This window comes from Okeania hirsuta (assembly GCF_003838195.1).
Lineage (GTDB): Bacteria > Cyanobacteriota > Cyanobacteriia > Cyanobacteriales > Microcoleaceae > Okeania > Okeania hirsuta.
This window is the reverse complement of the sequence record NZ_RCBY01000263.1, coordinates 1-9409: the sequence shown is the minus strand read 5'-3', so window position 1 is coordinate 9409 and position 9409 is coordinate 1. Positions and strand designations below refer to the sequence as shown.

Sequence of the window (9409 nt, the reverse complement as noted above, 5' to 3'; positions counted from 1 at the left end):
CCTTAATTTATCAGGTTTAATTTTTTTATACCGATGCTACCGGATTTGATATGAAACGAATTTCTATTCGCCGTCTTTTTTGCTCCGGATTACGCTCTACCGTTGCATATTCTCCTGAAGGTAGATAAAGTTGTGCTGCTGAATAAGCTCGGAATTTTAATCCTAGTTGCTTTAAACGAGGGTTGTTTTCAAGTTCTTTTACTACTGCTAGAGCGCGCATTAAACCTAAATCTGCATTTGAACTTGGCGTCAGATTACTAATATTGTCATTACCAATAGCAACTTTTTCTAATTGCTCATCTAAATTACTTACTTGAAAACTATTATTTCGTTGACCATCAGTATGACCGATTACTTGTACGATATAGCCTTCTTTTCCTTGAGCATAATCTTCGATTTGCTTCACTAAATTGTTCTGAATAAAATTAATTAATCCGTCAGATAATTCGGCACTACCAGATGGAAATTTGCGGTTAGATGCTTCTGGAATTTCAATTGGTGGCTGGGATTTTAAGCTAGAAATTTCTTGATTTTTTCTGATAATCGTCTTTTCTTTTTGCTGTAACTCTTGTTCTTTATTTTTCAGTACGTCTTTTTGTTGCTGTATTTTTTCAGATTTATCCTGTATTTCTCGGTCTTTTTCTTTTACTTTATCCTTCAATTTTTCATTCTCTATTCTAACCTCTTGAAGTTCAGTATTTGTTTTGGAAACAGTTGAACTTAACGCTCCCGATTTAAGTAGTGCCAGAAACAGAAATAAGCTCAAAATCATAAAGGCGCTCGACATGACATCTGTAAAAGATTGCCAGACATTGAGAGTTTGATTTAGCCTTGAATATCGTGAGCGGCGGCTCATAATTTTTACTCCTCAATCTTTGCTTAAAAATAGGATTTTTTTTAATAATTCAATACAACTACAACAAGTAATAATTATTGCTGTTTGCTTCCTCGTTCCAAGAAAAGTGCCTAATAATCCAAAGGATATTAATAGGTTAGGTAATGCTTGAGAAAAGTAATCCCATTGGTGGTATCGTAATTTAAATCCTAAAAAATTAAATGTTGCTCGGCTATAAATTCCATCTACTAATGCTGCTGTGTTGACTTCTTCTAAATTTTGACTTGCCGTCTGAAATCTTGCTTCTAAATGCTCAATTATTCTGTGTTTTTTTCTTGGACTTACCCCGTCAATTAGTCTTTTAACTCTACTTTTGAAAAATATTAAATAATTGTAAAGTTGGATACGTAATATGGCAGTAAATATAGTAGGAAGTATTACCAATACTATACTCAAAAGAAGCAATGGGAATGGAATTAGCTGTAATAATTCAACCATACTTAAGACTCCTCTATACTTAAATTCCTAAGTATAAGGTGATTAATACTAGATTGAAGAAGGAGACAGGAGACAGGAGACAGGAGACAGGAGGAAAATTACTTATGGATTCTCACCCCAAGTAATTTTGAACACCGTGTAGACGGTGGGGTATTAAACCCACAAAGAAAATGATAAATTAAATTATAGCCTATCATAACAAATCCGCTTCAGGGTAAGCTCATCTAATTCTGATTAGGTATAATACTTGATAAAATGAAGAGTATATAGAGGTAACTGTATCGATATGAATAACAAATTTTTGCTCGCTATTATCCCCTTATTTTTTGGCCTTAGTTGTACCTATCCAGCAATGGCCTTCAATAATGTTACTAACATCAAAACTGAACAAAAAAGCTTAGAGGAAAATCAAATTATATTAGCCGATCGCCAGGAGAGATATCGTATTCGAGCGCGTCAAAAGGAAGACGAATACCTACAAGACAAAAGACATAGACTCCATGAAAGAATCGATCGCAGGATTAAAAATGAGATGGATAAACGTCATAACCGAAGTCTTCCTAAAGCAGAAAGAGAAAGAATTATTCAAGAAGCTCACGACGATCTAGACCGCAGACTTGACCGCAGATGGAATACTTTAGAAAATTATCGGCGAAGACGTGACAGATACGACCGAGATTATGATTATCGGCGAAGACAGGACAGGTATGACCGAGATTATGATTATCGGAGAAGACGCGACAGATACGACCGGGACTATGATTATCGGCGAAGACGTGACAGATACGACCGGGACAATTATTTTTATAATAGAAATTGCGACTATTATGGCAATTGTGACTATTTTGAAAATCGACGTAGAAACATTAGATTAAAAGTCTATCCCAACCGTTATTAATAGAATAGGGAGTAGGGAGTAGGAAAAAATATAGTTTTTCCTACTCCCTACTCCTGACTCCTATCACTCACAGTCATCTATTAATAAAAAGTCACATCCTCCAGAAGGCTTTCTTTTCGTTGCTGAATCCAAAAACTCTAATGCAAAAGTTTTATAAATATTATCAATTCGATCTGTTTTACTTTTTCCTCTTCTACCATTTTCCACCATTTTCGGGTCTACTGGATTAGTATTCAAAGCAGAATTAATCTGTCTTACATCGCGGTGACTCAGAAAGTGAAATATTTGCATTCCGCAGCTATTACTCCGACTAAACTGAGGATTAACACAATAAACACCACCCCTAGCACGTCCTCGCCCATGAATTCCTATTACCTGTCCGTCTGAATTAAATACAGGACCACCGCTCATTCCAGAGGCTGTCCAACTACTATAAAGAACACTGTATCCACCATTTGCGGAAGGAGAGTTGGCAACAAAATTAATAGTACCTTCCTCAAACCGACGCACCCGCTCTGTAATTCTTAAATCTTCTGGGTTTGGCCAGCCATTGACAAAAATAGAGGAACCTTCCTTTAAATTCTCTGAACTGGCAATGGAAGCAATGGGATAATTTTTATTACTGCGAAACTTGATTAAAACTAAGTCAAGTCCATCAATAAATTCTCCCATACCCTGTGGTTTTCCCAGGGGAATAATATTTGATTGAGTTTTATAATCATCAATTATATGAACTTCTCCATCTGGAGTTGCTAAGGCAAAAGTTCCCCCTCTGGAGTCCGCAACAACGTGGAGTGCAGAGAGAGCATAATAGGTTTTTCCCTGACGAGCAATAATTACGCCACTACCATTTTGCCAACCCTCAACAACATTGTAGTTTCCCTGGTCAATGGCTTTGATTTGTTCCTTTGTTAAACCAGGTCCTAAAATTATAGATACTTGCCAGGCGATCGCATTGACTTCTTGTTTAGTTAAAGCTAATGCAGTTGGAATAGTAATTCTGAGAGCTGTTAAGAAACAGATAACACCTATAGATAATTGCTTGAATAAGATCATCGTTTGTTTCCTTGTTGTCACTCTTGAATTGGGTTTGATTTTGGTTGAGAAGTAGAAGGTTGAATTACTGGGTTTAATTTTGGCTGAGGTGTAGAAGGTTGAATTGTTGAGTTCCATTCTTGCTGATAGGTAGAGCGTTGAATTTCAGGGTTCAATTTTTGCGGAAAAATAGAACGTCGAATTGTTGTAACTGGAATTGCCCAACTTAAAGTTTCCATTTGCTGGAATAGTTCAAATGATGGTTTTGTACCATCAATGAATACAAAGGCTTGAATACCACCTAAAGGATACTTACCCCAACCATTGATTCCAACTAGACGACCATATTGATTGAGAACTGGACCTCCGCTCATACCACTTTCAACTGTATTAGTATAGCCGAGTTGATACCCACGTTCTAGGGACTTGGATAAGGTCATTCCTACTTTTCCTTCAGTAAAGCGATAAGCTTTGAAACCCCAATCACGGGTACTAGAAATTTTATCTGAATTTAATCCATGCCAATTAGGAAATCCACAAGCGTAAACTATATCCCCAACAGATAAGGTTGCTGAATTTTCCATCTCGACTGTTTGGTAAACATTGCTGCTAGTAAACTCAACTAGGGCTAAATCTAGACTTTTATATTCAGTTGGTTGTAGCCATTTGGCGACATGGAGTACACCATCTGCTGTAAGTATAGTGTATTGTCTATGCCAACTACCAATCATTACATGATGGTTAGTCAAGACAATATATCGGTTTTCTTGACGATTTACAATTACTCCTGAACCTGCATTGGAGTCAGTTAAAACTCTGACAGTAATCTCTCGAGCAGTTTCTGATACCTGTTGACTGACAGGTTCTGGTATCTGTTGACTGACAGGGAAAATTGTTTGGTCAGCTTGCACCAATTTTGTCTGCTTTTTTAGATGATTAATGTTTAAAACATTGTTTTCTATTTGCTCAGAGGTAAAGGTCAAGTTACATCCGTAACCCAACTTTCAGACGTACAACCTACTGATTGGGCATTTCAAGCTTTACAATCTTTAGTAGAACGCTATGGTTGTATTGCTGGATATCCTGATGGCACTTACCGGGGCGATCGCGCCATGACTCGCTATGAATTTGCTGCTGGTTTAAACTCTTGTTTAGACCGAATTACAGAATTAATTGCTTCCTCTACTGCTGAGTTAGTTACTAGGGAAGACTTAGCAACAATACAAAGACTCCAAGAAGAATTTGCTGTAGAAATGGCGACTTTGCGGGGTCGAGTTGATGTCCTAGAAGCAAGAGTAGTAGAACTAGAAGCAAATCAATTTTCTACCACAAGCATCATGGGTGGAGAAGTAATTTTTGGATTGGCAGCAGCAGGAGGAGGAGACCCACCAGGAGACGGAGATGACCGCCAGGCCATTTTTGCTTATTTAGCTAGATTGGGAATAGTTTCCTCATTCACAGGGAAAGACCGTTTGGCAATTGGACTGGTATCTGGTAATTTCGAGAATCGTGCTTTTGCTGGTACCATAGAAAATCCTGGATTAGAAACTGATATGGCACTGTTTTCTTTCCAGACAGACACAGACGATGTATTTAAATTAGATTTGTTAGAGTATCGGACTGCAGCTTTTAACGATCGCGTGGTACTGACATTTCGGCCCCAAGGGTTTAGCTTGAGTAGTGTTCTGACAGCTAACTCTCCTTTTTTTGATACAGGTAGAGGAGCTATTTCTCGTTTTGGAGAAGCTAACCCTCTATTTAAAATTGGTAGTTTAGACGCAGGTGTTGGTTTTGACTGGTTAGCTCTAGATAGACTGCGGGTACAATTTGCTTATGGTACAAGAAACAGTAGTTGTCCTAGTAAAAGTCAAGGTTGTGATATACGAAATCAAGGGGGAGGGTTTACAGCATCAGACCATAGTGCTGCAGGAGTTCAATTTTTAATCAAACCTACAAGTAATATTCTCACAGGTATTGCTTATATTAATGCCTATTCTGTAGATGGCAGATTAGATACTTTAACAGGTAGCTTTAATGCGGATGCTTCCGGTTTTATTGATGAACCAACTCAAACAAATGCAATTAGTGCTACATTCCAGTGGCGGATTAATCGTAAAATTACCCTAGCAGCATGGGGTGGATACGCATTTACTGATTCTGAGGTGAGTGATGCTTATGCAAATACTTACACTTATACAGTGGCGGTAGGACTTTCCGATCCTTTTAATCGTGAAGGGGACCTATTAGGACTGATTTTTGGTCAACCTTTAAAATTATCTGATGGTAAAGGTTTACGAGATGGTGATGATGAAGATACTTCTTTACATTTTGAAGCTTTTTATCGGTTTAAAGTGAGTGATAATATTGCTATTACTCCTGGTTTTTTTCTAGTAACTAATCCGGAACATAATGATGATAATGATACTATATTTTTGGGTGTCCTAAGAAGTACATTCAGATTCTAAAGGAGAAAGATTAATTATGAATTTGTCAGTTAAAACGAAGCTTTGGTTATTGTTATCAACTTTATGCTTGAGTAGTGTAATAGTTTGTGGAAATGCTAATAAAGCTTTAGCTCATCCATTAGAAGTAGGACCAGGGGAAGCGATCGCGCAAACAAATACCTCAGAACCTCCTCGTCGTAATAAACCTACTTTTTTTGAAGAGGAACAAGACCCAGAGTCTAGAGGTGATGGGTTTAGCAACACCTTCCTCAGAGATGCTCTAGGAGGTGTAGCTAATCCTTTATCTGGTAATGGTAGTTCTAGCACAACTGTTGATTCTCTACAAAAAGTTGAGTTTAATGCAGGAGGTTCCCGACGTCCTACTGACAATAATGGTTTAAGAACAACACCATCAACACCGTCAACACCATCAATACCGTCAACACCATCATTTGATCGGACTAATGTAATTATTCCTTGAAATAGAAGGAAAGAAATCAGCAGCAGGACTTACGCAACAGCATTAATTAATAGTGTTTTCATATTGAACAATGACCAAGTTATACTTTGATGTAGCGGCACTGCGTAAGTTCTGAACAGTTTAGGTTTGCCCTATCAAACTCCAAATTTTTACTAGCCAAGAAACGAGATTAAATATGCCAACTATACAACAAGTCAGCGACACTCCAGATATTCAGGTAATAAGAAGCGAATCTCCTGGTGAAACTCTTGATGGTGGATCGGGTATTGATATTTATAAAGGTATTTCAGGAGGACAAGATGTTTTTGTTTTGGGTGGGGACGGAACACTACCCCTACTGCAAAGTATACTGCCAGACGTTCCTTTAACAGGTGTTATTGCTGATTCGAGGGCTCCTGGTTCAATTATTATTGACTTCAACGTTGGTGAGGATATTATCCAATTTACTGATGGATTAACCACTGCACAGCGCGTTTTTGTTGATTTTGAGTTGCCGACCGAACCATTTTATAATTTGTTTGTACCTGAAGGTACACCACTACAAGAAGCAATAAATACTGCAGAAACAAGCTTAGGTACAAGTGCCGAAGACCTAGATCCAAATAGTAATAATGTTCTTGAAGGTGCTGCAATTATTAATCCTTTTGATAGTACAATTACAGGTGTTGTTCTTAACATAACTCCCAACGAATTACGGGCTGTGCTTGAACGTGGTGATAATATACCAGGAGAAGATTCTATTGAGCCAATAGTCACTATTAATACTTTCACTCCCAATATCACAGAAGGACAAACAGGTCAATTTTTTGTTAATATTAATAGTCTTCAAAATAACGACATTGTGGTTAATTATGCTGTTGACGGTACAGCTACCAATGGTTTGGACTATACAACCATACCATTGAGTGTGCTTATTCCTGCTGGAAGCACCAGTGTACCTATTGATATTAATGCCATAATAGAAGATGATGTAATTGTTGAACCTGTAGAAACAGTTAATCTAACTCTTCAAGATAGTGATACTTACAATTTAGGTGAGATTAATACTGCTACTATTAATATTAATGATATTGAGACACTTCCTTTGCCATTGCCAGTAGTCGCTGTCAATACTATTAACCCCAATATCACAGAGGGAGGAGTACCTGGTCAATTTATTTTCAGCATTAATAGTCCTCAAAATAACAATATTGCTATTAATTATACTATTGGCGGTACAGCCACCAATGGTATAGATTATCAAGCAATAACATTACCATTTGTGACTATTCCTGCGGGAACTAACAGTGCAGTTATTAATATTAATTCCATAGCAGATGGAATTCCTGAACCTGTAGAAACAGTTAACCTAAATCTTCAACCTAGTGGGAATAATAGCTACATAGTTGGTGGGGTAAATGCTGCTACTATTAATATTAACGATACACTTGCTGTTAGAGAAATTGACTTTGATAGTGCTGGTGATCTACGGGAGTACCCTATCGATCCTTTAACAGGAGTAACATTTAATAATGCCTTGGGAATAGTTAGTTTCGCCCAGACAGGTAGTGGTAATTTTACTGACTCTGTAGTAGATGTAAATCCTGCTAGTCAAGGTAGAGCTATTACTTACTCTCAGGGAAATTCAATTATTATGAATGTGCCTGATGGTTTCTCAGAATTATCATTCCGTTATGCTTCTCCTTTCGTTAATCATCAAGTAGTTGTCTATGATGGTCCGAATGCTACTGGAAATGTCTTAGCTAATGAAATTCTAGATCGAACTTCTGATTCCTTAGCAACTCCTGGCGCTTATGTTTTAACTCCTGAAGAGCAACAAATTAATTTTAACGGATTTGCTCAATCTGTCAGTTTTGGCAGCGAACCTAATAAATTAATTATTGATGATATTAGGTTATTTGGTTAATAGACATTATTGATAGTGTACTAAATTTTAAAGATAAGAGTCCATATTGTAGGGGCGCAATTCGGAGTTTGGCGTTAGCCAATGGCATTTGCCCTTAACCATTGTATAACGACAATAGAACTATATTATATCATGTTCGGTAGAACAGTAGCCAACGGATTTGATATAACCAGGACTTACGCAGAAACTCTACATATAGTAGGGGCAAATGGCATTCGCCTTCTACAGGTAGCGTATTGTCTAACAATTTGCGTAAGTCCTGATAACTTTTAACTTCTAATACCAATTTAAAAAAAGAATGCTACAAAAAGGTAGATATCGATCGGGTACGCTTAAAAATAGCTAGTTCAGTTCATTTGAGATAGTTATCTCTATTTTTTTTCCCTTTTTTTCAAAATTTATCCCTTTTTCCTTCTTCCTTCTTCCTTCTTTCTTACTTCTACCATTTGTAACAAACATTTATTAAATTGGTATAACTTTTAACTTTTGAATGCATGACTTTTGACTTTTGACCTTATGACTAATTTCCAGCTCGCCCTTCAGCTTCACCAAACAATATAAAATGTTCAAACCCACTGTTAAAAATACCATTTTCTACTGCTAAGGCTACACCAGGATTAGATGCTAGATAAAATCGTTCATCAAATGCAGTAGTTCTTTCATCGCGTCCTTCAAAAAAACCAACATTAATAAAATGATCGAACCCACTATTAAATACATTATTATCTACTGCTTCTGCTACTCCTGGATTTTCAATTAAATAAGTAGTTTCATCAAATAAAAGACTGGGGTTACGTCCTTGAAATTGACCTTGATTAATAAAATGATCTAAGCCATTTGTAAACAAACCATTTTGCACAAATCTGGCTACATCAACGTTATTTTCTAAATAAAATTCTTCATCAAAATATATCTCTATGGGATTAATTTGTTGTACTGTCAAATACTGAATAAAATTCTGGAAAAATTCAGGTGGCGTAACATCTGAAATAATCTTAGCCACAAAAGCATTAGATTCTAAACCAAAATTATTCAAAGCATCAATAACTGGAAAATCTATAGAATCAGAAAAACCAACTACATAAGTATTTTGAGCAGGGTCTATAACAATACCATTTCCAGATTCATTTCCCACACCACCAATAGTTGCAGAAAAATCTAAAAACAATCCACTATTAGAAACTTTACTCACAAAAGCATCATCCGGTAATCCTAAACCAACCCCTTCTTGAAACTCATTAATAATAGGAAAATTCACAGAAGCAGTAGATAATAATGTATTTAATAGTGGGTTCGATCATTTTATTAATGT

At 36.7% G+C, this 9409-nt stretch carries 9 protein-coding genes; 4 read left to right on the top strand and 5 right to left on the bottom strand.

Annotated elements, in window-relative coordinates:
• Positions 1–25: 25 nt before the first annotated feature.
• Together D5R40_RS27375 and D5R40_RS27370 are read right to left on the bottom strand one after the other, a co-directional pair.
• Positions 26–856: a hypothetical protein gene (locus D5R40_RS27375; RefSeq protein ID WP_124142934.1), complete on the bottom strand. Its 831-nt coding sequence runs from the start codon at positions 854–856 to the stop codon at positions 26–28.
• Positions 857–868: 12 nt separating this feature from the next.
• Positions 869–1333, bottom strand: a complete 465-nt coding sequence (locus D5R40_RS27370) for a hypothetical protein (protein WP_124142935.1) — start codon at positions 1331–1333, stop codon at positions 869–871.
• Positions 1334–1619: 286 nt separating this feature from the next.
• Here D5R40_RS27370 and D5R40_RS27365 point away from each other — a divergent pair, with 286 nt between their 5' ends.
• Complete coding sequence (locus D5R40_RS27365) at positions 1620–2231, top strand: hypothetical protein (protein ID WP_124142936.1); 612 nt, start codon at positions 1620–1622, stop codon at positions 2229–2231.
• Between the two features lie 63 nt (positions 2232–2294).
• Here the strand turns inward: D5R40_RS27365 and D5R40_RS27360 are convergent, their stop codons facing one another.
• A complete protein-coding gene (locus D5R40_RS27360; RefSeq protein ID WP_161564301.1) occupies positions 2295–3287 on the bottom strand; it encodes a S1 family peptidase in 993 nt (330 codons plus the stop codon).
• Between the two features lie 17 nt (positions 3288–3304).
• Complete coding sequence (locus tag D5R40_RS27355) at positions 3305–4249, bottom strand: S1 family peptidase (RefSeq protein ID WP_205127204.1); 945 nt, start codon at positions 4247–4249, stop codon at positions 3305–3307.
• Here D5R40_RS27355 and D5R40_RS27350 point away from each other — a divergent pair.
• The 3 genes from D5R40_RS27350 (at position 4229) to D5R40_RS27340 (ending at position 8097) form a co-directional block, all read left to right on the top strand.
• A complete protein-coding gene (locus tag D5R40_RS27350) occupies positions 4229–5731 on the top strand; it encodes an iron uptake porin (RefSeq protein ID WP_240038755.1) in 1503 nt (500 codons plus the stop codon). The genes D5R40_RS27355 and D5R40_RS27350 overlap by 21 nt on opposite strands.
• Positions 5732–5747: 16 nt before the next feature.
• Positions 5748–6191, top strand: coding sequence for a hypothetical protein (locus tag D5R40_RS27345; RefSeq protein ID WP_124142939.1), 444 nt, complete (start codon positions 5748–5750; stop codon positions 6189–6191).
• A gap of 175 nt (positions 6192–6366) precedes the next feature.
• Positions 6367–8097: a Calx-beta domain-containing protein gene (locus D5R40_RS27340; protein WP_124142940.1), complete on the top strand. Its 1731-nt coding sequence runs from the start codon at positions 6367–6369 to the stop codon at positions 8095–8097.
• A gap of 520 nt (positions 8098–8617) precedes the next feature.
• On the opposite strand, the gene D5R40_RS27335 is transcribed toward D5R40_RS27340, so the two are convergent.
• A complete protein-coding gene (locus D5R40_RS27335) occupies positions 8618–9355 on the bottom strand; it encodes a hypothetical protein (protein WP_124155498.1) in 738 nt (245 codons plus the stop codon).
• Between the last annotated feature and the right edge of the window lie 54 nt (positions 9356–9409).